This window comes from Pseudomonas pergaminensis, assembly GCF_024112395.2.
Lineage (GTDB): Bacteria > Pseudomonadota > Gammaproteobacteria > Pseudomonadales > Pseudomonadaceae > Aquipseudomonas > Aquipseudomonas pergaminensis.
Map to the genome: position 1 here is coordinate 4,411,796 of NZ_CP078013.2, position 25,405 is coordinate 4,437,200.

The 25,405-nt window shown below is 61.2% G+C and carries 17 protein-coding genes and 1 pseudogene; 6 read left to right on the forward strand and 12 right to left on the reverse strand.

Annotation, left to right across the window (positions count from 1 at the left end; all coding sequences use genetic code 11):
- The first annotated feature begins 156 nt into the window (after window positions 1–156).
- Window positions 157–1,812, forward strand: coding sequence for a lipid IV(A) 4-amino-4-deoxy-L-arabinosyltransferase (gene arnT, locus KUA23_RS19870; protein WP_078049344.1), 1,656 nt, complete (start codon window positions 157–159; stop codon window positions 1,810–1,812).
- Window positions 1,812–3,332 (forward strand): annotated as a pseudogene (locus tag KUA23_RS19875) (ArnT family glycosyltransferase). Before arnT ends, KUA23_RS19875 begins: the two are co-directional and overlap by 1 nt.
- Before the next feature lie 8 nt (window positions 3,333–3,340).
- Here KUA23_RS19875 and KUA23_RS19880 read toward each other — a convergent pair.
- The 3 genes from KUA23_RS19880 to KUA23_RS19890 form a co-directional block, all read right to left on the reverse strand.
- Window positions 3,341–4,054, reverse strand: a complete 714-nt coding sequence (locus tag KUA23_RS19880; RefSeq protein WP_078049345.1) for an AAA family ATPase — start codon at window positions 4,052–4,054, stop codon at window positions 3,341–3,343.
- Window positions 4,054–4,707, reverse strand: coding sequence for an ABC transporter permease (locus KUA23_RS19885; RefSeq protein ID WP_252992707.1), 654 nt, complete (start codon window positions 4,705–4,707; stop codon window positions 4,054–4,056). Before KUA23_RS19885 ends, KUA23_RS19880 begins: the two co-directional genes overlap by 1 nt.
- Before the next feature lie 258 nt (window positions 4,708–4,965).
- Window positions 4,966–5,187: a hypothetical protein gene (locus KUA23_RS19890; RefSeq protein WP_252992708.1), complete on the reverse strand. Its 222-nt coding sequence runs from the start codon at window positions 5,185–5,187 to the stop codon at window positions 4,966–4,968.
- 1,026 nt (window positions 5,188–6,213) lie between these two features.
- Here KUA23_RS19890 and KUA23_RS19895 point away from each other — a divergent pair.
- The gene (locus KUA23_RS19895) at window positions 6,214–6,702 is read left to right on the forward strand and encodes a hypothetical protein (protein WP_252992709.1); all 489 of its coding nucleotides are present in this window, start codon (window positions 6,214–6,216) and stop codon (window positions 6,700–6,702) included.
- A 40-nt stretch (window positions 6,703–6,742) separates the two neighbouring features.
- On the opposite strand, the gene KUA23_RS19900 is transcribed toward KUA23_RS19895, so the two are convergent.
- Complete coding sequence (locus KUA23_RS19900; RefSeq protein ID WP_252992710.1) at window positions 6,743–12,952, reverse strand: non-ribosomal peptide synthetase; 6,210 nt, start codon at window positions 12,950–12,952, stop codon at window positions 6,743–6,745.
- Between the two features lie 490 nt (window positions 12,953–13,442).
- On the opposite strand from KUA23_RS19900, the gene KUA23_RS19905 reads away from it, so the two are divergent.
- Both KUA23_RS19905 and KUA23_RS19910 read left to right on the forward strand, forming a co-directional pair.
- The gene (locus KUA23_RS19905) at window positions 13,443–14,237 is read left to right on the forward strand and encodes a helix-turn-helix transcriptional regulator (protein ID WP_078050964.1); all 795 of its coding nucleotides are present in this window, start codon (window positions 13,443–13,445) and stop codon (window positions 14,235–14,237) included.
- Window positions 14,237–15,715, forward strand: a complete 1,479-nt coding sequence (locus KUA23_RS19910; RefSeq protein ID WP_252994297.1) for an efflux transporter outer membrane subunit — start codon at window positions 14,237–14,239, stop codon at window positions 15,713–15,715. Before KUA23_RS19905 ends, KUA23_RS19910 begins: the two co-directional genes overlap by 1 nt.
- Here the strand turns inward: KUA23_RS19910 and KUA23_RS19915 are convergent.
- From KUA23_RS19915 to KUA23_RS19945, 7 genes are all read right to left on the reverse strand, one after another.
- Window positions 15,648–16,052, reverse strand: coding sequence for a RidA family protein (locus KUA23_RS19915; RefSeq protein ID WP_099492991.1), 405 nt, complete (start codon window positions 16,050–16,052; stop codon window positions 15,648–15,650). The genes KUA23_RS19910 and KUA23_RS19915 overlap by 68 nt on opposite strands.
- 678 nt (window positions 16,053–16,730) lie before the next feature.
- The gene (locus KUA23_RS19920) at window positions 16,731–17,663 is read right to left on the reverse strand and encodes a pyridoxamine 5'-phosphate oxidase family protein (RefSeq protein ID WP_252992711.1); all 933 of its coding nucleotides are present in this window, start codon (window positions 17,661–17,663) and stop codon (window positions 16,731–16,733) included.
- 79 nt (window positions 17,664–17,742) lie between these two features.
- The gene (locus KUA23_RS19925) at window positions 17,743–18,627 is read right to left on the reverse strand and encodes a LysR family transcriptional regulator (protein ID WP_252992712.1); all 885 of its coding nucleotides are present in this window, start codon (window positions 18,625–18,627) and stop codon (window positions 17,743–17,745) included.
- Window positions 18,627–19,547 (reverse strand): LysR family transcriptional regulator, encoded by a 921-nt coding sequence (locus KUA23_RS19930; protein ID WP_252992713.1) that lies wholly within the window; start codon window positions 19,545–19,547, stop codon window positions 18,627–18,629. Before KUA23_RS19930 ends, KUA23_RS19925 begins: the two co-directional genes overlap by 1 nt.
- A gap of 18 nt (window positions 19,548–19,565) precedes the next feature.
- On the reverse strand, window positions 19,566–20,186 hold the full coding sequence (locus tag KUA23_RS19935; RefSeq protein WP_078049357.1) for a glutathione S-transferase family protein: 621 nt from the start codon (window positions 20,184–20,186) through the stop codon (window positions 19,566–19,568).
- 1,727 nt (window positions 20,187–21,913) lie between these two features.
- Window positions 21,914–22,705 (reverse strand): ABC transporter permease, encoded by a 792-nt coding sequence (locus KUA23_RS19940; protein ID WP_252992714.1) that lies wholly within the window; start codon window positions 22,703–22,705, stop codon window positions 21,914–21,916.
- Window positions 22,702–23,385, reverse strand: coding sequence for an ABC transporter ATP-binding protein (locus KUA23_RS19945; protein WP_252992715.1), 684 nt, complete (start codon window positions 23,383–23,385; stop codon window positions 22,702–22,704). Before KUA23_RS19945 ends, KUA23_RS19940 begins: the two co-directional genes overlap by 4 nt.
- A gap of 173 nt (window positions 23,386–23,558) precedes the next feature.
- On the opposite strand from KUA23_RS19945, the gene KUA23_RS19950 reads away from it, so the two are divergent.
- On the forward strand, window positions 23,559–24,767 hold the full coding sequence (locus KUA23_RS19950) for a DUF1835 domain-containing protein (protein ID WP_252992716.1): 1,209 nt from the start codon (window positions 23,559–23,561) through the stop codon (window positions 24,765–24,767).
- Here KUA23_RS19950 and KUA23_RS19955 read toward each other — a convergent pair.
- Window positions 24,746–25,318 (reverse strand): hypothetical protein, encoded by a 573-nt coding sequence (locus KUA23_RS19955; protein ID WP_252992717.1) that lies wholly within the window; start codon window positions 25,316–25,318, stop codon window positions 24,746–24,748. The two genes, KUA23_RS19950 and KUA23_RS19955, sit on opposite strands and share 22 nt — an antisense overlap.
- Window positions 25,319–25,405 lie beyond the last annotated feature (87 nt).

Below are 25,405 nucleotides of genomic sequence, written 5' to 3' on the forward strand. Positions count from 1 at the left end.
CAGCAAAAAGACAGGCCTGCTCTGGCATGTTTAGTTGCGCCTTTTAACTAAGGACGTCATGAATATTTCCTGCAACTCAGTGACCGTTGTGACTTTTTCTTCCACGACTTTATTAGTTCAAACTTCTTCCACTAAACGTCAGGGAGCGACGTTTGCATGACTCGATTAAAACCGCTGCCGGTCTTACTGCTGGCCTTTGTCGCGTTCTACCTGCTGCCCCTGGGCCTGCACGGCCTGTGGATACCCGACGAGACCCGCTACGCGCAGATCAGCCAGGAAATGCTCCAGAGCGGCAACTGGATCGCGCCGCACTTCATGGGGATCCGCTATTTTGAAAAGCCTGCCGGCGGCTACTGGTTGATCGCCCTCGGCCAGGCGGTGTTTGGCCAGAACCTGTTCGGTGTACGCATCGCCTCGGCGCTGACCACCGGCCTGAGCGTGCTGCTCGCCTACCTGATCGCCCGTCGCCTGTGGAATGACCCGCGCAAAAGCTTCGCCTGCGCCCTGCTCTACCTGAGCTTCGGCCTGGTGGCTGGCCAAGCTGGCTATTCCAACCTGGACCCGCTTTTCACCCTATGGGTCAACCTGAGCCTGGTGGCCCTGTGGTTTGCCCTCGACAGCACCACCCAACGCGGCCGCTTGTGGGCCTGGGCCGTGGTGGGGTTGGCCTGTGCGTTGGGTTTCTTGACCAAGGGTTTCCTGGCCTGGGTGCTGCCGGTGCTGATTGCCCTGCCCTACATGCTCTGGCAACGCCGCCTGGGCGAACTGCTGCGCTACGGCCCGTTGGCGATACTGGTAGCGGTTTTGGTGTGCCTGCCGTGGGCACTGGCGATCCACCTCCAAGAACCAGACTTCTGGCGCTTCTTTTTCTGGAATGAACACATTCGCCGCTTCAGCGCCGACAACGCGCAACATGTGCGGCCGTGGTGGTTCTTCCTGCCAATCATTGCTGTGTCATGCCTGCCCTGGGCAGGGCTGTTGCCCAGCACCCTACGCACAACCTGGCAGCAAAAGCGCCAGCCGGCCATCGCCTTCCTGGCCCTGTGGCTGCTGCTGCCGCTGGGCTTCTTCAGCCTGAGCAACGGCAAGTTGCCGACCTACATCATGCCGTGCCTGCTGCCCCTCGCGCTATTGATGGGGCACACCCTGACGGACCTGATCAACCGGCACAAAGCCCGCACGATCTGCCTCAATGGCCTGCTCAACTTCGTGATCGGCATGGCCGCCATGATCGGCCTGATCTACCTGCAAATCGCCCGGCCGTTGTACAGCAACAGCCACGCCGAGATGTTCAGCCTGTCCCTGGCCTTTATCGTGTTGCTGGTGTGGATCCTCGCCAACCTGCTGCAAGCGTTCCGGCCGTTGACGCTGTGGGCCATGCCCGCCCTGGGCATCGGCCTGCTGGTGATATTGCTGCCGGCGAGCATGCCCGCCTGGATCGCGGACAACGAAATGCCCGACCAGTTTGTGCTCGAACACTTGGAAGAACTGCAGCAGACTCAAGCGCTGCTGAGCAATGAATTGGAGAGTGCCAGCGCCCTGGCCTGGCGCCTGAATCGCCCGGACGTGGCGCTGTATGACACCGAGGGCGAGCTGCGCTATGGCTTGCAATACGCGGGTTCGGCACATCGCAAAGTGGAATTGGAAGCGGTCCAGGCCTGGCTCAAGGCCGCCCGCCAGCGTGGCTCGGTGGGCGTGCTGATGCGGGTCAACAGCACCAGTGAAATGCGCGAGGCGGGGCAATTGCCGCCCGGCGGCAAACGTTATTACAAGGGTTATCTCGAACTGATCATCTACCCGAGCCTGCCCTGATGACGACGTTGTGGAAGAGCGAACGCGGCGCCCTGCTGCTATTGCTGGGCGTCACCGCGCTGCTGCTGCTCACCGGCCTCGGCGCACGCGACCTGTGGGGCCCGGAGACCCGCTGGGCGAACATCGCCTTGCAGATGCTGCAGAGCGGAAATTACTTCGACCCCTACCTCAAGGGCGCGCCCTATTACGACAAGCCCCTGCCTTCCTATTGGCTGATCACCGCCACGGCCCACCTGATGGGTGGCCTCGGGCCGTGGTCACTGCGCTTGCCCTCGGTGATCGGCGCCTGGCTGAGCGTGTGGCTGGTCTACCTGCTCGGTGAGCAACTGATGCGCAAAGGCACCGGGCTGATCGCCGGCTGGATGCTCGCCACCACCTTCTACTTTCTGTTCTGGGCGCGGGTGGCCACGGCGGATGTGCTGACGGTGTGTGGCGTGCTGGCCGCGGTCTGGTGGTACTGGCGTGGACCAAAGGACACCCGGCTGGGTCGCTATACCTTGTTTTTCCTGTTGCTCGCCGTGAACTCGCTGTTCAAGGGCTTGATCGGCTTTGTGCTGCCAGGCCTGGTCCTGCTGCCGCACCTGCTCGGCGAGCAGCGCTACAAGCAGCATCTCAACCTGCGCCTGGTGCTCGCCCTGCTGATCGCCGCCGCGGTGTATGCCGTGCCGTTCGTGCTGTCGCATGTCTACGGTGCGCCGACCTAGGGGCAAAGCGGCCTGGCCCTGGTATTCCGCGAAAACGTGGTGCGATTCTTCGACCACTTCGACCACATGGGGCCGATCCACACCTACCTGATCTACCTGCCCGCCTACACCCTGCCGTGGCTGCCGTGCTGGCTGCTCGGCCTGCGGCTGGCGCTGCGGCACTGGCGCCAGGCCCCGCCCAACGTGCGATGGCTGGTGTGGGGCCTGGGCCTGTTGTTTATGTTCTTCACCGCCAGTGGCAGCCGGCGCAGCTACTACGTGTTGCCACTGGTGCCCTTCGCCCAGTTGCTCGGCGCCTGGTGGCTCAGCGAACGCCTGCAAGCCAGGCCCGCCAGCCGCCCGCGCTGGTACAAAGGGTTCGCCTGCGCCGCGGTGTTGATGCTGCTGGTCATTGGCGTGGCCTATCCATGGAGCTACGGCAATGGCGGCGTCACCCGCCTGGCCGAGGATGTGCGTACCGAAGCGGTCAAAAGCGCGCCTTGGGATGAGTGGCAAATGGTGCTGGTGGAAGTGGACAACAAGGTGCCGATGTACCTGCAAAACAGTGGCAAGCCTTTCTACTACGTGGCCGAGACCCAGGACTTCCCGCGCCAGGGCGACAGCGCGGCGTTCATGGCCTGGCTGCAGAAAACCAGCGTCAAGGCCTTCGACCCGCAGCGCACGATCATCGTCGCGCAGTATTCCAAGGATGATCCGACGCCGTTGGCGTACCTGGGCGCGGATCACCAGGTCATCACCACCCAGCCGGACAATGGCGAGCGTTTGTTTCAAAAACGGCAGGACGGCAACGTGGCGTTCGTTCCCTTGCCTGAATAGAAGCGGTCTTATCCTTTTGGCAGGCTGGCGGCATGGATAAATGCCTCATCCAGGCTTTGGGCGTCGTAGGCGCCCATGAAGCCTTGCGCATCAGTGAAACGGTTGAATCGCCTTTGGCTCAGCATGTAAAAGTCATCGCAATGCGCGACGATTTCATCGACGTTGTGTGATGAAACCAACACCGCGACACCCTCTGCCGCCGCCCCCTCCAGACAACGCCAGATGTGATAACGAAACTCTGGATCCACACCCGCCGTGGGTTCATCCAGTATCACCAGGTCCGCGTTGGCGCAGAGCAGGGACAACGTAAAAAACCAACGCTTTTCCCCATAGCTGCAGAGTGCGGATTTTTTGTTCCAGATCTCGCAGTAACGCTCTGCGATGCCGGGGCTCCATTTTTCGATTTTGTCGAGTGCATGTTGTTGGGTGACCCTGGTGTCGGAGCAAAACAGCATGGTCATTTTGAAGATGTCGAACATGCGAAATACAGGGGGTGTGCTGATGATCTGTGACAGGTACAGCAGCTTGGAAAAGGCGCTGTTTATTTCACCACCCTCTCTTTTCTTCAGGCCGCACAGCACATCAAAAAAGGTGGTTTTGCCGGAGCCGTTTGGGCCAAGAAGGCCTGATATGGAGCCGGCGGTGACTGTCAGAGAAGCCTTATGAAACACGATATGAGTTCCATATCTGACGTCAAGAGAGTCTACGAGAAGCCTTGCCATCAATAACGACTCCAAACAGGATTAATTAATAAATAACGACACATCACTAAAAACAAAAACACAAGCGAAATGGCAACAACCCAGAAAACCAAACCGCATTCAACCACACCGTCCAACATAATCTTATTCGCCCACCACATCGGGTTAAAAAAACCGACAATAGCTAAGGCGGGACTGACTGGCCCCCTACTGATGATCTCGAGAGCCAACATCGTAAGGGACAAAATTGAAAAGAAGGTGTTCGTATTTTGAAAGCCTAATGGGACAAGCGTCAGCAACAGCGCGGGTATAGAAAAAAGAAGAAAGCAAACATAAAATCGCCCTACGATCACAAGATACTCCGCGACATCAAACTCCCCTGAAAAAATTCGAGTGAGTATATAAAATACGGAGCAATACAATATTGAAACAACTGAATATGCATAAAACTGCCCAATCAAAAAAACAACCATCGTACGTTTCGTGTAAACAAAATACCGAAGAAAACCACTTTCCCTTCGACCAACTATGTAAAAGGCAAACCCGAACAGTGCAACATTTGAGGAAACAAAGGCGTAAAACCATGAAGTCTTCGAAAGGTAATCCACGGCCTCACTACTCAATGGCGCACGCGCGTAGGTAAGCAAATAATAGGTAACCACTGGAGATACCACTGTCCAAAATAATGCAACAGGTTCTCTGAGTTGTTATTTTATAAATAGCGCCGCTAGCAAAGCCGGCCTTGACACGAAATAAAAACCCATCATTCACCTCACGGAAACGGGACCATAACTTCTAGCCTAGAGCTTTCAACCGGGTACAGTGCGCCACCGCTCGGGTATCCCCTTTTGCAAGAGTCCAGATTCCTTGATAGTAATGAGCGCATCAATTTCTCTACATCTGAAAACTCTAAGGAGAAAGGTGAGAAATGCTCAAGATCTCAGGGGAATTGCTCTTTCTAAAAATGCAAAAGCATCATTATGATTTAATCCGTTTTCCGCCAACACCTCATCCAGCTCGACTTTCTTCATCAGCTTCGACAGTTTTAGTTGCCGAAGGGCTCTTATCAACGACTGTGAATGAATTTTCGAAACCCCGACGTCGGAAATTAAAAGACTCTCCGCCTCAAAGTTCAGGATTTCATAGTTAGGCATGGTTATATTCATTAGCCTCATGCGCGCATTAAATTAGGTTGCTCACCGTCAAGCAACAACACCAAATCTAGTCCAGCAGGAGAATATCGCAACAACAATAAAATCTTCATACAGGAAATATAACTATCAACTTTAGGAAAGTTCACTCACACAATTCAGAAGATCAACAATTGCCAAAAACGTCAAAGCTATCACCCATCACACTTCAAAAAATCAAACCCTGTGAATTTAATAACTTACAAATTATCGAACTAATAGAATCAACTAATACCCACGCAGGTGTCTTTTGCAAAACAGAACTTAGCCCTACAGACGCGAACAAAAAAAAAAAAAACGACAAACGGCACTGGTTAGTTCTTAATGTTTGTCGTCCGCGCTACGCTAATACCGGCGTCGCTCACCCGTGTAATGACTACATCACCGAGGATGTGTGTACAGAGACGGCCAAACTCGCGTAGTGCTTTCAGCACACCCGCAGGTGGTGTGTATGGTGCAGAGTACCTCCTTGAGTTTTTCTGCCTCGCGAATGAATGCGATGTGCCCTTGGGGCTCTTCGCAGTGGGCATCGCTCGCTGCGCCATACGCCCGCAATCAAGTATCCGGATTGATCCGGCTTTTGCGCTGCGCACTCGCCAAGTTCCGGCTGTTGAGGTCGCTGTTCCGTCTGCCCGTGTACAGGACGATGGCGCGGTTGGTCACCCGTTGCAGGTCGGACAAGCGCTGAGAAATGCAAAGGATGACTATGCAGCGGGCGTGTTGGCAGTGTGTTTGGTGAGCGTATAGGTAGCCTTGGACTGCGTGGCGCGAGCGGCAATAGCCCGAAAACGAGTCGAACAAACAGTCATGCGCCGCAGGGAAGAACAATCGTCTTAATCACCTGCAAGATAGTTGGGCTCATCAAAACCAACAGCTCCATATAACCCAAACACATGGATACTTGTTTTTTATACCTGTCAACATTCACAGTTTACACACGTCTGAAACTTGAAATAATTGGAGCACACCCACCCAAAGGAAGCGCTCATCATGTCTCAGGCACACTTGAACGACCTCATTCATCACAACGAGCCCGGCAACAGCAAAGCAACGGGTACATTCACCGTAAGTCTGGATGGTGCTCCATTCCCACTGCCACCAGAAAAACGCTTGGATTTCGAGAAACATCTCGGCGACGAGCTTTTCGAAACCAGATGGATTGGCAGGAGAGTAGGTGAGCAGCCTGACGCCAACTATCAAGCCGTTGTATTGGCCATTTCAGATTCGGTCCCCGATGGCACTCATCAAGTTACATACTTTGGAGACGTAACGGTGACTTACGCTCTTGTTAAAAACGGTCTCATCGTCAGTTATTATGCAAGGGAAGGAGAACTCACCCTCACCTCTGATCGCACATCTGGGCAGGAGCATATTTATGGCACTTTCACCAATTGCCGAATGGTTCAGGATGGGGCGCCGCAAAATGAGTTCCGGATGTCGGGCACTTATGACCTGAAGGATGTTCACATCATCCCTTGAAAAAAGGGGGGCGGTGCCAATTGCAGCCGCCCCTCTCACTTCAAATCCGCCGCCGCCGCCCCAACTGCGGAATAGCCGCCTGAGGCACCTCCACCCGCTGCACCTGCGTCAACACACACCCAGCCAGTTGCGCCACCGTCGGATGACTGAACAACGCCCGCGCATCCACCTCCACCCCCGCCTTGCGCATCCGCGCCACCAGGTTCACCGCCAACAACGAATGCCCCCCCAGCTCAAAGAAATGATCGTGTCGCCCCACCCGCTCCAACTTCAGCACCTCAGCCCAGATCCCGGCCATCAAGCTCTCCACGGCTCCGACCGGCGCGGCATAGGCTCGGCTCACCACCGCCCCCAACCCCGGCTCCGGCAAGGCCTTGCGGTCGAGTTTGCCCGCTGGGTTGAGCGGTAATTCGTCGAGTTGCACAAACGCCGCCGGCACCATGTATTCCGGCAATTGCTCCAGCACATGGGCGCGCAACGCATCCGGGCTCGGCGCCTCGGCACGCGCGGTGAAGTACGCCACCAGGCGTTCATCGCGAATCAACACCGCCACTTCACGCAACGCCGGATGCATCAGCAGCCTTGACTCGATCTCCCCCAGTTCCAGGCGCACACCGCGCAGTTTGACCTGGAAGTCGTTACGCCCGAGGAACTCCAGATTGCCGTCAGGCAGGTAACGCACCAGGTCGCCAGTGCGATACAGGCGATCTCCGGCCACGAACGGGCTGTCGATAAAACGCTCGGCGGTCATCTGCTGCAGCCCCAGGTAACCCCGCGCCACGCCGACCCCACCGATGTGCAACTGACCGCTCACGCCCATCGGCACCGGCGCATCCTGTTCATCCAACACATACAAGCGCGTGTTGTTGATCGCCCGGCCAATCGGCAATTGCAGGGCCGGCACCGGCGCGCCAGGCTCCAGGGTCCAGGCGCTGCTGTCCACCGTGGCTTCGGTGGGGCCATAGACATTATGCAAGCGCACCTTGGGCAAGCGCGCTTGCACGCCACGGGCCAGGGCTTCGGTGAGTTCGCCGCCGCCACACAACACATCGGTGAGGCTGGTGCACAGCGCCGACGCCTCCAGCTCAAGGAATTGCTGCAACATCGCCGGCACAAACTTGATCACCGTGATCTGCTGCTCGCGAATCACCTGCGCCAGGTAGGCAGGCTCGCGATGACCATCGGGCCGCGCCAGGACCAAGCGCATGCCATGGGTGAGCGGCCAGAACAGCTCCCACACCGACCCATCGAAGCTGAACGGCGCCCGCTGCAACAGCGCGCCGCCTTCGGCATTGGGGCAAAGCCGGGAACCCCAGTGCATCAGGTTGCCGAGCCCGCGATGCTCGATCATCACGCCTTTGGGCGTACCGGTGGAGCCCGAGGTGTACATAACGTAGGCCAGGTTGGCGACGCTCAAACCGGGCACAAGCGGGTTGCCGCTGGGTGCCTGGCTCCAGGCGCAGTGGTCGAAGTCGATCACCGGGATCGACACCTCACCCGGCACGTCGCGGGTGGCGGCGTGCACCAGCAACGCGACCGGTTGGCTGTCCTGAAGCATGTAGGCCAGGCGCTCGCGCGGGTAGCCAGGGTCGAGCGGCACATAGGCGCCGCCCGCCTTGAGGATGGCCAGCAGGCCCACCACCAGGTCCAGCCCGCGTTCGACGCACAGCGCGACGCGGGTGTCCGGTTGCACACCGCGTTCACGCAGGTGGAAGGCCAGTTGGTTGGCGCGTTCGTTGAGTTCGCGGTAAGTCAGTTGCCGCTCGCCGGCCTGCACGGCCACGGCATGCGGGATTTGCCGCGCGTGGGCTTCGAACAACGCCTGCACGGTGAGGTGCTCGGGGTAGTCCGTGGCCGTGGCGTTATAGTCCACCAGCAGGGTGTTCAGTTCGCTGGCGGGCAGTACCTGCACGTCACGCAAGGGGCTTTGCGGCCTGTGTTCCAGCGCGTCCGCCAAGTTCACCAACGCGGTTTCGAGGTAGTCCAGCAGACGCTCGGCGCCGACCTGGCGCGGGGCCTTGGCCTTGAGGCGAAAACCGCTGGCGATGTCGTCCACGGTCAGCATCAGCGGGTAGCTGAGGATGTCTTCGCTGCTGAGCAAGGCAATGCCCGGTACCAGGGTCAGGTCGCGCTCGGCGTCGGTGTGCCGGTAGTTGAGCAGGCTGTTGAACAAAGGCGACGCGCTGCTGCAGCGTTGGGCCAGCGCAAGGGAAGCTTGTTCATGGGCGAGCAAGGCGCTGAGCCGGGTGTGGGTGTCAACGAGCGCATCGGCCACCGTTCGCCCCGCCAGCCGCACCCGCAGCGGCAGGGTGTTGATGAACATGCCCAAGGCCCGGTCGGCGCCCTCGCCCGCTTGCAAACGGCCGAGCAGCACGGTGCCGAACACCACATCATCGCGCCCCGCGACACGGCCAAGCACATGGGCCCAGGCCAGGTGGAACAGGCTGGCGGCGCTCACGCCGGCCCCACGAGCCTGCGCACGCAGACGCTGGTTGAGGCTGTCGCTCAATACACGTTCGGCTTCGTCGGTGTGGGCGCGATCCGCCTGGCGCTCCTGCAGGCCGAACGCCAGGGTCGGCTCATCCACATCCCCCAACTGCTCACGGAAAAACGCCTCATGCCCGGCCTGTCGCGCTGGCGAACGGGCTTGCACCACCACATTGCGATACGGCACCGGCGCAGGCAGTTGCGCCTGTTGGCCGAGCAGGTGGGCGCGGATTTCCTGCATCAGGATCGTGGTCGACGTGGCGTCGTTGACCAAGTGATGAAAGCGCAACCGGGCGACCCAGCGCGGGTGTGAAGGCTCTTCGGCATAGTCCAGGGCCATCAGCGGCGCCCGGCGCAAATCCAGCGGCGCAGGGCCTTCGCGCAGCGGTTCGACGCGCAACGGCGCCTGGCGCCACACCACCTGCATCGGTTGCTCCAAGCCCTCCCACACCAGGCTGGTGCGCAGGATGTCGTGGCGATCGATCACCTGTTGCAGGGCCTGGGCAAACGCGTCCAACTGCTCGCGCCGGGCAAAACTGAACTGCGCCTGTTGCTGGTAGGGATCGTGCTCGTCGGTGAGGTGGTGGTAGAGCAAGCCTTCCTGCAACGGCGCCAGCGGGTAGATGTCCTGCACATTGGCCGCGCCACCCGGGATGCTGGTAGCGATGAGGTCACGGATGGCGGGGTCCGGTTCGGCCAGGTTCGTCTCGTCGGCCTCAGTGTATTCACTCGCCGCCGCCAAGGCCGCCAGGGTCGGCTGGCCAAACAGTACCTGCACATCGGCGCGCAGCCCGACCTGGCGCATGCGCTGCACCAGTTGCACCGCCAGGAGCGAATGCCCGCCGAGTTCGAAGAAGTGGTCGTGTCGCCCCACCTGCTGCACGTGCAACAGCTCGGTCCATATCGATGCCAATAAGGTTTCCACCCCGGCGTGCGGCGCTTCAAAAACGCGAGTGACGAAGGCGTCCTGGGTCGGTGCCGGCAGCGCCCTGCGGTCGAGTTTGCCGTTGGCGGTCAGGGGCAAGGCGTCGAGTTGCATGTAGGCGGCCGGCAGCATGTAGTCGGGCAACGAGGCTTGCAGGTGGCTGCGCAGGGTCTCGATCTGCACGGCTTCGCGCGGGACAAACCAGGCCAGCAATTGCCCCTCGCGTGCCTGCACCACGGCTTCCTGGATCTGCGGGTGGGTGGCCAGGGCGGATTCGATTTCACCGAGCTCGATGCGCACGCCACGGATTTTGACCTGGTCGTCATTGCGGCCCAGGTATTCAAGGTGACCTTGCGGCAGCCAGCGCACCAGGTCGCCGGTGCGGTACAGACGGCCATCGCTGAAGGGGTCGTCCAGAAAACGCTCGGCACTGAGGTCGGGGCGATTCAGATAGCCGCGCGCCACGCCTTGGCCACCCACGTACAACTCCCCCGCCACCCCGATGGGCACCGGCCGTTGCTGCGCGTCCAGGACGTGCACACAGGCATTGGCGATGGGCGCGCCGATATGCAGCGGCTCGCCCACGTGCATGCGGCCAGAGGTGGCGACCACCGTGGCTTCGGTGGGGCCATAGTTATTGATCACCGCAAAGGACTGCGCCTGGGGGAACGAACGCAGGCGGTCGCCGCCGATCAGCAGCGTGCGCAGGGTCGGGTGTTGCAGGCCCTGGCTAAACGCGTATTCGGCCACCGGCGTGGGCAGGAAGCACAGGTCCAACGGCTGCGCCTGCCACCAACCGAGCAGCGCGTCGATGTCTTCAGCGCCGTCATGGGCGGGCGGCAGGTGCAGCGTGGCGCCCACGCACAGCGCCGGCCAGACTTCCCAGGCCATCGCGTCAAACCCAAAACCGGCGACACTGGCCGTGTGGCTGCCGGCGCGCAGGTCGAAGGCCTGGCAATGCCAGTCCACCAGGTTCGACACGCTGTGATGCTCGACCATCACCCCCTTGGGCAAGCCGGTGGAGCCGGAGGTGTAGATCACGTAGGCGAGGTTGGAGGGGCTCACCGCGACACGGGGGTTGGTGCCCAGGTGGAAGGTCGGACGGTCGAGCTGGATCACCGGCACATTCAGCGGCGGCAGGCGCTGCAACAGGTCGTGCTGGGTCAGCAACACCACCGGCTCGCTGTCCTGCAGCAAGTAGTTGAGGCGTTCGGCGGGATGGGCCGGGTCCACGGGCACGTAGCAGGCGCCGGACTTGAGAATCGCCAGCAAGCCCACCAGCGTGTCCAGCCCGCGCCGCGCCAGGATCACCACGCGGTCGTCCGGCTGTACACCACGCTCCAGCAGTTGATGCGCCAGGGCGTTGGCTTGCTGGTTGAGTTGCGCGTAAGTCAATTGCCGGCCCTGGTACACCGCCGCCACCGCGTCTGGCGTGCGCTCGGCCTGGGCTTCGATGCGCGCGTGCAGGGTTTGCGGGTGCGCGTTGGGTTGGGCGGTGGCATTCCATTGGTGCAACTGGGCTTGTTCGGCGGGCGTTACCAACGAAAAGTCGCGGATTTTCAGCGTGGTGTCTTCCAGCCCCTGCTCCAGCAGCCAGGTGAAGCGCTGCGTCAGCGCAAGCACTTCGTCGTGCTGGAAGTAGGCTTCGTTGTAGACGCAATGCAGGTACGCGGTGTCCTGATAGCGGTTGCTGCGCAGGTGGATGGCCAGCGGCAACGGCTCATGGTGGTTGGACACCTTGATCGCACGGGCCTCGGTCGTGCCGTAGCGCAGTTCATGGTAGTCCTGCTCGTAGGACACCGACAGGTCGAACAGCTGGCCGCGATCGCTGCGGCGCAGGCCCAGCGCCCGGTTCATCTCACTCAGGGGGAACCGCTGGTGGCGGAAATCCTGCTTGAGCTGGTCGCGCACCCCGCGCACCAAGGCGCTGAACGGCAACTGCTCATCGAACTGCAGGCGCACCGCGCTGACCTGGGTAAACAGCCCGACGGTGGAACGAAAGCGCGCGTTGGAACGGTTGAGAATCGGCAGCCCCACGACCCATTCCTGGCGCTGGGCGGTGCGGGTGAAATACACATGCATCGCCGCCAGCAGCACATGAAACGCCGATGCCTGGTAACGGTTGGCCACGTGTTCCATGCGATTGAGCAGCGCGACCGGGAACGCTTGTAGCAGGGTATTGCTCGAGGCCTTGGCGGCGTGCCGTGGCGTCAGCAGTGGTTCCGGCAGTTGCTGGTATTTGTCCAGCCAATAGGCGCGGTCGCGGGCATAGCGGGCCGAGGCGTGGTAGTGAGCATCCGCGTCGATGAAGTCGATGTAGGACGGCGCCAATGGCTCCGATTGGCGGCCGTGTCCCAGGTCGGTGTACAGCCGGGCCAGCGACTGCAGCATCTGGCCGAAGCCCCAGCCATCGAGAATCAAGTGGTGGGCCTGGGTGCCGAGGCGGTAGTGATGGGCACCGAGCTTGACCAGGAAGAAGCGGAACAGCGGCGCGCCCCTCATCACAAAGGGCAAGGCCATTTGCGTTTGCATCAGCGCCTGGCTCGCGGCCTGAGGGTCGGGTGCTGCGGACACATCATGCAGCGCCAGCTCCACGGCCAACGTGGCGGCAAAGGTCTGCCGGGGCAAACCGTCGGCATCGCTGTGCAGTTGCGTGCGCAAGGCGTCGTGCTTGGCCACCAGTCCTTCAAGGGCGCGCTGCATCAGGTCGGCATCGATGGCGCCGGCGAAATCCACATAGCCGCCGATGTTGTACAGCGGCGAGTCGCCCACACGCAGTTGGTCGAGCCAGATGTCCTGTTGGGCGGCGGTGAGGGGGAAGCTGGAGGAATGCTTCATAAGATCCTTCTCATGGAGGTCAGGCACTGGCCGCGCAGGGGCGCCCATTACGACGAATGTGCCGGATTGGAGCATGGGGGTGGGGGGCTGTCTGTCACCCGAAACCCGGACATCCAAAGGGTAGGATCAGGCTTGGCTGAGGGTTCATTGCTGAAACGATTAAAGCGGTGTAGGACATTGGCTATATCTTGCCGATGCCAAGGTGCATTGCCTTCTCTTTAGATAAAATTTTTTCGTTATTTATCATCAGGTTAAGCAAATACGGAAACTTCTCAAGGATTTAATTGGTCGGAAATGTCTTTCAGAAACGTCGAATTAATGACGTGGTTTTTATGGCACGTTGTGTCCCTCGTTTCCGCTACATACGTAGGACGAATCCGCTGGCTAAATAAACGCTCGACTACCGCCTCGGGTGCGTGAGCACGGATCGCCCCCCGCAGAGAGCCCAGAGAGACTGTTGACGGTGTTCGACATCAAGGATGAGATGGCTATGAGTGTGACCCGCAATAATGCCGACCCGCAAAGCCCGAATTTCTATGCCGAAATGGGCGAGTTGATTGCCAGCAGTGGCCAATCGGACTTCGCCGCCCACATGCTGCACCTGGTGGACAAGTGGGTGCCGATCCACCTGGTGGACCTGAGCGAATGGACCCTCGACGAGCTGCGCAACCGCGTGCTCGATATCAAGCTGTTGGGCAGTGCCGGCGAGAAGCAGGACCTGCCGCCGCCCCTGCCCCTGAACTCCATGGAAGACCATCCGCTGCTGCGGGACATGCTCGGCATGCAGGACCCGCTGCTGATCCAGCTCAAGGCCAAGGCCAAGAGCCTGTACCCGCGCGGCACCTCGCACCAGTGCAACCTGGTGTCGCGCCAGGGCAACCGGCGGTGCGTGATTTCGTTTTATCGGCCGCCCAACCATCGCGGGTTTTCACTGGCCGAGCTGTCGTTTCTCAAGTGCCTGTCGGACACCCTGCTGCCGCTGATCGAGTGCCACGCCCAGGGCCTGCGCCAGGCGCCGCACACCGAGGTCGAACCGGCCCACACCTTGCTGGAGCAATCCCAATTGCAGCGTGAGTTCTACAAGCGCCTGTCCCTGGGCGACATCACCCTGTCGGCACGCGAGCAAGAGGTGTGCCTTGGCCTGCTGACCGGCGGCACCGTGCCGCAAATGGCCGAAAAGCTCAGCGTGAAAAACAGCTCCATCGAAACCTACCTCAAGCGCGCCGCCGCCAAGTTAGGCGTCAGTGGTCGGCATGGCTTGGCCAAATGGATGATTGGCGCCTGATGCATAAATTGAGCACATTCGCGATGGCATGGATGCTCGGCGGTTGCTCGCTGATCCCGGACTATCAAAGACCCCCGGCCCCCGTGCCGACGCAGTATCCCCAGGCAGGTGTGTACGCATTGGCGCAGTCCGGTACGTCGGACTGGCAACACCTGTTCCGTGACCCGGCGCTGCAACGCTTGATTGGCGATGCCCTGGTCAATAACCGAGACCTACGGGTGGCGGCGCTGAACGTCGAGGCGTTCCAGGCGCAGTACCGTATCCAGCGGGCGGACCTGTTCCCGGCGGTGTCCGCCACCGGGGCCGGCCAACGTCGGCGTTTGCCGGGGGATGTGACCGGCACGGGCAAGCCGGCGATTACCTCCAGCTACTCGGCGACCCTGGGGCTCAGTGCCTACGAACTGGATTTGTTCGGCCGCATCCGCAGCCTCAGCGAACAGGCCATGCTCACCTACCTGGGCACCGAAGAGGCGCGGCGCAGCGCACAGCTGAGCCTGGTGGCGAACGTTGCCAATGCCTACCTGACCTGGCGCGCCGACCAGGAACTGCTGGCCCTGGCCCACCAGACCCTGGACGCCAACGAGCATAGCCTGCGCCTTACCAGTCGCAGCAAAACCGCTGGCAAAGCCTCGGCGCTGGATGTGGTGCAAGCCCGTACGAGCGTCGAAAGCACCCGCGCCAGCGTGGCCCGCTATGAGCGCCAAGTGGCCCAGGACCTCAACAACCTCGCCCTGCTGGTGGGCGGCGCGGTGGATGAACACTTGCCGTCGCGGCCACTGGCTGACGACCTGGTGGCACGCGTGCCCGCCGGCCTGCCCTCGGACTTGCTGCAACGGCGCCCGGACATCCTCCAGGCCGAATACCAACTGCGCGCCGCCAACGCCAACATCGGCGCAGCGCGTGCGGCGTTTTTCCCGTCCGTGAGCCTCACCGCCAACGCCGGCAGCGCCAGCACCGAACTGTCGGGGCTGTTCAAGGGCGGTTCGGGCAGTTGGACCTTCCAGCCGCAGATCAACCTGCCGATCTTCAATGCCGGCAGCCTGCGCGCGAGCCTCGACTACGCCAAGCTGCAAAAAGACATCAGCGTGGCGCAGTACGAAAAATCCATCCAGACCGCCTTCCAGGAAGTCGCCGACGGCCTGGCGGCACGGCAGACCTTTGTCGACCAGCTGCAAGCGCAACGGGATTTTGTCGCGGCCAACCAGCAGTACTACAACCTGGCCGAACACCGCTACCGCAGCGGCGTCGACAGCAACCTCACGTTCCTGGATGCCCAGCGTGCACTGTTCAGCTCGCAGCAGGCGCTGATCGTCGACCGCCTGGCGCAGTTGGTGGCCGAGGTGAAGTTGTATACCGCGCTGGGCGGCGCGTGGAGAGAAGCCCTTGCGGACGCGGGCGGGGTTGTCGCGTTTAACCCTGAGGAATCACCGCCTCCGCCTCGATCTCGATCAACCACTGCGGCAACGACAACCCGCTGACGATAATCCACGAAGACGGCGGCGGGTTGTGCGGGAAGCGCTCGCGCAGCGCCTGCGCGATCGGCTCCTGCTGGTCACGGGCGGACTCGACGATATACAGCCGCAGCATGATCACATGGGAGAGATCGCCCTCGACCTCGGCCAGGACCTTTTCGATATTGTCCAACGCAGTGGCGGTTTGCTCGGCAATGCCAGGGCCGACGGTGCGCTCGTCTGCATCCACGCCCACCTGGCCGGAGAGCAGGATGCGCCGGCCTTGCGGGACTTCAAGGGCCTGGCTGAAGCCGTATTGCAGGGAGTTGAATACCGTTGCGGGATTGATGACTTTTCGCTGCATGACGCTTCCTTGTTGTCTGTAGGAAAACAAGGCTAACCCATTGGGTGGGGGCAATCCGGTGATTCAATATCTGGCAACATTTCAACCCATGCATGCTCAGCAATCACCGGACTGTTCTTACATAACTTTCGGGTTGCGTCCGATGAACCTCGCCCCTAACCTTCGCGGGTCGCTGCAAATTCAGCGAATGGGTGTGGTAGCCCAGTTCTTTCATAGACCCCAAAACGCTCAAGGGCGTTTTTTTGTGCGGGCTGCTTTGTGGCGGCTGTGCATGGGAGGCTTCGGCCTGCCGGGCTTCTATGAGCGGTCTACCACCCCGTGTACAGTCGCCTCCTTACTTCGTGTGGTAGCGAAGTTGTTGGTCGATGAGGCGCTGAACCGGGAATGCCCGGTGGCCTGATCAAACACGTAACTCCATCAGACAACGCATTCCCCTGTGGGAGCCGGGCTTGCCCGCGATAGCGGTGTATCAGTCACAGCAACGCCACCTGACACTATGCTATCGCAGGCAAGCCAGCTCCCACACTTGGGCGTCATCGCTTACCAACTCCCCATCGCCAGACTAAACGGCGAAAACTCCGCGAACTGCCACCGCAACGCCAACGTATCAGTCACAGCAACGCCACCTGACACTCCGCTATCGCAGGCAAGCCAGCTCCCACACTTGGGCGTCGTCGCTTACCAACTCCCCATCGCCAGACTAAACGGCGAAAACTCCGCGAACTGCCACCGCAACGCCAACGCCGCCGGGCGGCGCACCACCTGTTCCACCGTCACCGTCCACAGCCGTTGCGCCCCCTCGAACAGCGCCACCTCCGGGCCGTCGAGGATCAACGTGGTACGCCCGGCCACTTGCAGCACATCCCCCGATTCAAAGTCGATGAACAACAGCCCGGCCACCGGGTTGGCTTGCAGGTTGCCCAGGGTGGCAAAAAACAGGTTACCGGCAAAGTCGGGGATGGTCAGTACGTTGCCCTCGACCCGCACAAAACCCGTGTTGCCACCTCTATGAGAAACGTCCACCGAGCGTTGAGCGTCCACCTCGACGTAGCTGGCGACGAACAGCGTATCGGCGTTGCGGATCAGGGTCTGGGCGGCAGCGTCCAGGTCGTTGAAGCGCTCGACCGCCGTGCCAGGTTTACGAGCAATGCCATCGACCGGGCGCAGTTGGATGTACTTGGGGCAATTGCCGAAGGTGTGTACCACGTCGACCGAAAAGCCATCGTGATCGAGTGCACCCACACGGCCGTTCATGCGATTGCGACGCCGGGTGTTGAGGTCGATGCCCAACAGGCCGACAGCTGCCCCCTCTTGCAAGGCGTTGCGGGCCGGGTCGGTCGCGGACGGCAGGCTGTCGATCTGCAGGGTCTGTGGGTCCGGCGAGTGGGCGAAACCGGGGGCGCCTTCGATCATAGTCGCCCAAGGGATGCCACGCTCGTCCACCGCACCCAGTATCAGGTAAGGCAACAAGGGGTAGAAATCCCGGTGCTGTTCCGGCAGGTGATCGCGTATTACCTTCGGCCCGACCACGGCCATGCGGTCGGCCACGCCCACCGCCTCTTGTATGTGCCGTTCGCCGGCATGCCAGGGAGATTGTTCGTTCAGGTTCATGGCAAGCACCTCAGGTTGGATGTGTCGATGCTGCGCCCTGCCAGTCGGCGTGAGAATCACCACGCCAGGCAATCCACTATTACGCCAGCTGAAATGCCGGGTGTTCGCGCAGCGCCACTACGCAGTGGTCGACAAAGCTGCGCACGCGCATCGGTGCGTTGCGACCTTCGCGGTACACCACCTGCACTGGCAGTGGCGGCAGCTCAAAATCGGGCAATACGCGATGCAGTTGCCCGCTCAGCAGGTGTTCGTGCACCGGATAACTCAAGCAGCGAATCAACCCCGCGCCCTGCACCGCCGCATTGATCGCACCCTGTACCGTGGCGCAGCCCAGACGGGCACGGGCCTTGAGTTGATAGCCCTGGAAATCCCAATGCACCTGATCGGCGCTGGCGATCAGCCGGTGCTGCTTGAGATCGTTCGGGTGTTGGGGCTCGCCGTGAACAGCCAGATAGGCAGGGCTGGCACAGACGATATGCCGCACCTGCCCCAGCGGCCGGGCGATCAATGACGAGTCGGGCAGTTCACCGACGAGGATAGCGACGTCGAGCCCTTCTTCGTGCAGGTTTGGGTAATAGTCGTGGTAGCTGACGACCAGGTTCACCTCGGGATAGCGGTCCAAGTAGTCGGCCAGGACCGGCGCCATCACATAACGGCAGAACAGGAACGGCAAAAACACCCGCAGATTGCCCTGGGCCTGCACATGCAGCCCCTTGGCCGAGGCTTCAGCGGCGTCCACCGCAGCGAGCAGGCGCACGCAGTCCGCCAGGTAGGCGCTGCCGGCGTCGGTAAGGCTCACGCCACGCGTGCTGCGCGCCAGCAACGGCACGCGCAAACGCGCCTCCAGGCGGGCGATCGCGCGTACCAGGGTCGGGCCGGAGACCTGTGCGTCACGCGCCGCCGACGCCAGGCTCGGCTGCCCGGCCAGCGCGGCGAACAACTGCATATCGCGATAACGCTCCATCAGCTGCGCCGTTTCATCGCCGGGTTCAGGGCAGCGTCCTGGCCCAGGCGATGGGTAAGGAAGTCGACAAAGGTGTTGATCTTGGCCGGCACCCGGCTGCTTTTCTGAAACACCACCTGGATCGGCAGCGGCGCCGCCTCATAGTCTTCAAGGACAATCTCCAGCTCCCCCGCCGCCACCGCTGTGGCGACCTGATAGGACAACACCCGCGTCATGCCCCAGCCCAAGCGCGCCAGGTTGATGGCGGCGTTGTTTGCCGTGACGACCAGGCGCGGCTCGATGGACACGGTCAACGTTTGGCCGCCGTCGACGAACTCCCAGCCACTCACCAACTGGCTGGACGACGACGTGGCAATCTTGGCCTCGCGCAATTGCGACGGATGCCCAGGCCGGCCATGTTGGTCGAGATAGGCCGGCGACGCACACACCACCCGGCGCACCTCACCGACCTTGATCGCCTGCTGCCCCGGCTCGTGCAGATGGCCGATTCGCACCGCCACATCCACCCCCTCGTCGGTCATGTTGACCACGCGGTCGACCAGCAAGGCGTTGATGTTCACCAACGGGAACCGGTCCAGGTATTCCCCCAGCACCGGCGCCACATACAGCTCGCCGAACAGTACCGGCGCAGTCACGGTCAGGTGACCACAAGGAATGGAATAACTGCCTGCCGCCGCTTCCTCGGCCTCATCGAGCTCGGCCAGGATGCGCCGACAATCTTCCAGGTAACGCTGGCCGGCTTCGGTCAAGTGCAGGCTGCGGGTGGTGCGCGCCAGCAGCTGAGTGCCGATGCGTTCCTCCATGGCGGCGATGGCCCGCGTCACACTGGGTGGCGAGGTTTTCAGGCGACGCGCGGCGGCGGCGAAGCCCTCCTCCTCGGCCACCGCCAGGAACACCTGCATTTCATGAAATCGGTCCATCGGCACGCCTCTAGAAAGTTATTGCGACTGCAAGCCCACCGCCGTGCGCGGCATGCCCACGAACCCCGGCAACGCCTCGATGCTGGCGAGCCAGGCGCGCACCTGAGGGTAGTCGGCCAGCGACACATTGCCTTCTGGCGCATGGGCGATGTAGGTGTAGAAGGCCACGTCGGCGATGGTCGGCTGCTCACTGGCCAGGAAGCGGCTTTGGCCCAGCTGCGTTTCCATCAATTTCAGCAACGCGTGGGACCGGCTGATTGCGGCGGCGGTGTCCACCTGGGCACCAAACACCAGGGCAAGGCGTGCAGTCGCGGGCCCTGCGTGGAGTTGCCCGGCGGCGGCCGAGAGCCAACGCTGCACACGGGCCTGGCCCACCGGGTCGCTCGGCAGCCACTGGCCTTTGCCGTAGGTGTTCGCCAGGTAGACCAGGATCGCATTGGAGTCCGCCAGTACCACACCGTTGTCATCAATGGCTGGCACCTGGCCGAAAGGGTTGACCGTGGCAATAAATTCAGGGGCCTTGTGCGCGCCTTGCTTGAGGTCCACCAGCACAACGTCCGTAGGCAGGCCCAGCAGGGACAGCATCAGCTCGACCCGATGGGAGTGGCCGGACAACGGGAAACCATAGAGTTTGATCATGAAAGGCTCCAAAAAAGGGGTTATCGACCCCCCGCATGTTCCACCGCTGCCGCGACCGTTGGAATCACCAGGATTTACAATCCAGCATTTCATCTGGCGAAACAATCACTCACTGGGACACAATCAAAAATCTCGCCATCTGAGCTTGTTCCCTGTGGGAGCTGGCTTGCCTGTGATAGCGGTCTCAGGCGAAAAAAATGCCAGCAGTCCCGCCGCCTTCGCAGCCTCGCCGGGGCTCGACAGCTCCCACAGTTGATCCTCGTCGTGGCTCAAATCCCGCCCCCACAGCCGATCCCCTGTAGGAGCTGGCTTGCCTGCGATAGCGGTATCTCAGGCGAAAAAAATGCCTGCAGTCCCGCCGCCTTCGCAGCCTCGCCGGGGCTCGACAGCTCCCACAGTTAATCTTCGTCGTGGCTCAAATCCCGCCCACACAGCCGATCACCTGTGGGAGCTGGCTTGCCTGCGATAGCGGTATCTCAGGCGAAAAAAATGCCAGCAGTCCCGCCGCCTTCGCAGCCTCGCCAGGGCTCGACAGCTCCCACAGTTGATCGTCGTCATGGCTCAAATCCCGCCCAGCCGATCCCCTGTGGGAGCTGGCTTGCCTGCGATAGCGGTATCTCAGGCGAAAAAAATGCCAGCAGTCCCGCCGCCTTCGCAGCCTCGCCAGGGCTCGACAGCTCCCACAGTTGACCGTCGTCATGGCTCAAATCCCGCCCACACAGCCGCCCCCCTGTGGGAGCTGGCTTGCCTGCGAGAGCGGTATCTCAGGCGAAAAAAATGCCAGCAGCCACACCGCCTTCGCAGCCTCGCCGGGGCTCGACAGCTCCCACAGTTGACCGTCGTCATGGCAAAATCCCGCCCACACAGCCGATCCCCTGTGGGAGCTGGCTTGCCTGCGATAGCGGTATCTCAGGCGAAAAAAATGCCAGCAGTCCCGCCGCCTTCGCAGCCTCGCCTGGGCTCGACAGCTCCCACAGTTGACCCTCGTCACGGCTCAAATCCCGCCCCCACAGCCGATCCCCTGTGGGAGCTGGCTTGCCGGCGATAACGGTATCTCAGGCGGAAAAAATGCCACCAATGCCGCCGCCTTCGCAGCCTCGCCAGGGCTCGACAGCTCCCACAGTTGACCCTCGTCACGGCTCAAATCCCGCCCACACAGCCGATCCCCTGTGGGAGCTGGCTTGCCTGTGATAGCGGTATCTCAGGCGAAAAAAATGCCTGCAGTCCCGCCGCCTTCGCAGCCTCGCCAGGGCTCGACAGCTCCCACAGTTGACCCTCGTCACGGCTCAAATCCCGCCCACACAGCCGATCCCCTGTGGGAGCTGGCTTGCCTGCGATAGCGGTATCTCAGGCGAAAAAAATGCCAGCAGTCCCGCCGCCTTCGCAGCCTCGCCTGGGCTCGACAGCTCCCACAGTTGATCGTCGTCGTGGCTCAAATCCCGCCCACACAGCCGATCACCTGTGGGAGCTGGCTTGCCTGCGATAGCGGTATCTCAGGCGAAAAAAATGCCAGCAGTCCCGCCGCCTTCGCAGCCTCGCCAGGGCTCGACAGCTCCCACAGTTGATCGTCGTCATGGCTCAAATCCCGCCCACACAGCCGATCACCTGTGGGAGCTGGCTTGCCTGCGATAGCGGTATCTCAGGCGAAAAAAATGCCACCAATGCCGCCGCCTTCGCAGCCTCGCCAGGGCTCGACAGCTCCCACAGTTGATCGTCGTCGTGGCGCCTCAACGCTCTACGAGGCGATCCCGCAGGAATCGATGGCTACTGGAAAACAACCGCCGATAGGTCAGCAACACCGCCCCTACCGTGCCCAGCGCCGACGACGCGGCAATCAGAAACATGATCACGATCTGATACCGCACCGCATCCTCCGGGCTTTCCCCCGCCAGCACTTGCCCGGTCATCATGCCGGGCAGGCTGACGATGCCCACCACAGTCATTTGGTTCAGCGTCGGGATCATGCCCGCGCGCACTGCCTGGCGGATGGCTTCCTGCGCCGCTTCCCAACGGGAGCCGCCGAGGGCCAGGATCATCTCGATGGTGTTGCGCCCCGAGGTCAGTTCCTGGGTCATGCGCTCGATCCCCAGGGACACGCCGGTCAGGGTGTTGCCGAGGATCATCCCCAGGATCGGAATCGCGTACTGCGGCTCGTACCACGGGTGGATTCGGATCACCGCAAACAAACCCACAGCCGTGACCAGCCATGAACTGCCCCACACCGACAGGACGCTGTCAGCGCGCTGCCCGCGATAAGTCCGTCGCCCACGCCCCGCTGCCGACAGGCCGGCGATCAGGGTCATCGCACACATCAGCGGCAGCACCACGTACCAGTAGGCGAACTCGAACACCCAGCCCAGCAGGTAACCGATGGCCAACAGTTGCACCACGGTGCGCACCGCCGCCCACAGCAACTGGCGGCCCAAACCCAGGCGCAGCAGCAGCGAGAGTGCACCATTGATAAGGATCAGCGACGCGGCGATGCCCATGTCGAGCGCGGTGAGGTTCTGATAATTCATGGCTGGGGCACTCCGCTCAACACACCGGCACTCATCTGCAAATGGATGTCACTCATGCGTCGCGCCTGGTCCAGGTCATGGGAGACCCAGATACAGGCGCGGGACGGATCCCCGGCAAACCAGGCGTCGATCAGCGCTTCCACTTCGCGGGATGAGGTGGGGTCGAGGGCGGCGGTGGGCTCGTCCAGCAGCAGCACTTCGGAGTTGAGTTGCAGGGTGCGGATCAACGAGACCACCTGGGATTCGCCGCCCGACAGGTCGGCGGCGCGCTTGGCCAGAAAGTCCGGTGCCTTGCCGGCGTGCCCCAGCAATGTGGTGACGGTCACCAGGTCGAAGCGGCGCTTGCGTGAGGTCTTGAGGCTGAAGGGAAAGCGCAGGTTGTCTTCCACCGAGCCTTCGAGCAGCGCCGGGCGTTGCGACAGGTAGCTGATGTGGCAGCGGTAGTGGGGAATCTGTGCGTTGCCGATCGGCTGGTTGTTCCACAGGATCTGCCCGGACGTGGGTGCATCCAGCAGCGCCAGCGCGCGCAGGAACACACTTTTGCCGGAGCCGGACGCACCGGTGATCGAAACGCGGTCGCCTGGTTGCAAAGTGAAATCGGTGGGCTGGAGTAAGGCCACGTGGCGGCGCTCGTCCATGCGCGTGAGGGCGCGGGCTTCGATTAATGCGGTGTCGGTCATGAACTCATTACTCGCTTGAACGGCTTGCAATCAAAAACTTCACTGCCTATATTCCTTGCCTGGCGCTCTCTACGCCACCTTCCGCGGAAAGGGCTGCGCCCAAGACACTGCAACACCCTCATTCTCTACGACTCCCAACCTTAAAGCGGAAAAGGTTTGTGCAAGGAGATCGTATGTCCCGACACGTCAACACCGATGGCCGCCTCAACCTCACGCAGCAGCGCAAGCGCGCCAAGGAATTGCTGCCACACCTGAAAAGCCAAGACCCGAATGCGACCCTGTCCCAGGCGCAATGGGCGATCGCCAAGCAGTTGGGTTTCCGCAGTTGGCCGAGGCTCAAGGCCCATGTCGATGCCATCGACTTCGCCGCCCACCACCCCGACTTCGCCGCCAGCGACGAACCCCGCACCACCCATTGGCGTTGCGGCAATGACATTGCCCACAGCCTGCAGATCGCCGGGTTCAAGGGCGACTTCAAGATGCTCACCGACCCACTGTGCATGGGGCCGGTTCGTGATGTGCCCAGCGAAGCATTCCGCGCCATGCGCAGTACGTTTATCAGCCAGGCTTTCGCCCTGGACAAAACCCAAGCAGCGCGCCGCGTCGCTGATGAATATGACCAGCTCGACGCCTTGGCCAACGCCGATCATAGCGTGCTGTGGTGCGAAGCGGATGCCTACGACCAACTGTTCCTGATTCGTGCACTCGCCAGTCTTGAGCAGGCGCCGCGCAAACTGGAGCTGATCGAGGTGGACCGCGTACCCGGTGTCGAGCGCTTTATCGGGATCGGCCAATTGGCACCCGATGTACTGGCCTGGCTCTGGCCGCAGCGACGACGGCTCGGTGACGACGCGGTGCATTTGGCCAAACGCGCCTGGGCCGCGTACTGCTCCCCCTCTCCCGAACGCCTGGCGGAACTGGCCCACGGCACCCATTCGGTATTGCCCTTGCTGGCACCTGCGCTGTTGCGCCAATTGCAGGAATTACCGGGCGTGCGCGATGGCTTGTCGCTCACCGAGCGCCTGTCACTGAGCTACATCGCCGAAGCAGGACCGGTGCCGTTTGGCCGGGTGTTTGCTGAGTTAATGGGCAAGCGCGAACCGCTGCCGTTCCTGGGAGACATGATGTTTCATGCACTGTTGCGGCCGTTAATTGACGGTGACAGCCCTTTGCTCATGGAGGCAGAAGCACAAAACGTGTGGCCGCAACGCGTGTTGACGCTGACGGCATTGGGGGTTGAAGTGCTTGAAGGCCAAGCCTATTGGCTCGACCACTGCACACATGAACGCTGGGTCGGAGGGACACGCATTCGACCCGGCCGGCCTCACTGGACAATTGATGAGGCTAACCAACCTGTTTTTCAGCGAAGAGCCATCGCGTAGGCTTCTTCATCCGAGAAGCCCTCCATGATGAGGTCGATAATGGCCTCTCTATACTCACTGACCTTCACCGGCAGGGTGGCTTTGTTCGCTTGATAATAAGCCGCCATCCGCTGCAGGGCTTGGGGCTTCTTGACCTTTTTGCGAGGTTTCACCGTTTGTTCGGTCACACTGACGAAACCATCGAAATCGGCTGTCGCGGTGCTCCAGTCAAATTCAAAGACCTGCTTACGCGCAGCCACCGGATCGAAGTGTCGAGTAAAAAAGCTGCCACACTCTCCCGAACCTTTGCTGATTACCAACGATGTCAGGTCTGGCAGTTCCCGCTCATTGGTGAACAGCCTGACCACATCGAGTCGCCGTCCGGTAGAGACGGGAATAGCATTTTTAACCACAGGATGATCCGGGTTCTCGCTCTTGGCGCGATCGACCAGTTCGGAATACGTCAAGCAGTGCTTGTGTTGGGCCAGATCAACCAGAATCGGGTAATAGACAGACGCCAGCTGGACGTCAATAAGCGTGATGTTTTCGTAAAGACCTTGTTGTGCGTTCATGATGATCCTGTCAGGCGCATGATTTCCTTGAGTGGGGTACCATCCCACATTTGTCGAATTATGGCTAATAGCCAGCAACCCCAATCA